Origin of the sequence: Bradyrhizobium sp. DN3 (genome assembly GCF_041357655.1) — a bacterium.
Lineage (GTDB): Bacteria > Pseudomonadota > Alphaproteobacteria > Rhizobiales > Xanthobacteraceae > Bradyrhizobium.
Genome location: NZ_JAULLN010000108.1, coordinates 1 through 238, shown reverse-complemented (window position 1 = coordinate 238; position 238 = coordinate 1). Strand labels below are relative to the sequence as shown.

Sequence of the window (238 nt, the reverse complement as noted above, 5' to 3'; positions counted from 1 at the left end):
CAATATCGACCAGATCGGCGGCACCATCGACATCAAGAGCGTGGCCGGCGAGGGCTCTTCGGTCACCATCAAGATCCCGCTGACCCTCGCGATCGTCTCGGCCCTGATCGTCGAAGCCGCCGGCGACCGCTTTGCCATCCCGCAGCTCTCGGTGGTCGAGCTGGTGCGCGCCCGCGCCAACAGCGAGCACCGCATCGAGCGCATCAAGGACACCGCGGTCTTGCGCCTGCGCAACAAG

1 protein-coding gene is annotated in these 238 nt (G+C 66.4%); it reads left to right on the top strand.

Annotated elements, in window-relative coordinates:
* Positions 1-238: hypothetical protein (locus AAE027_RS39560; protein WP_370991186.1), on the top strand; the 238-nt coding region annotated here is incomplete at both ends.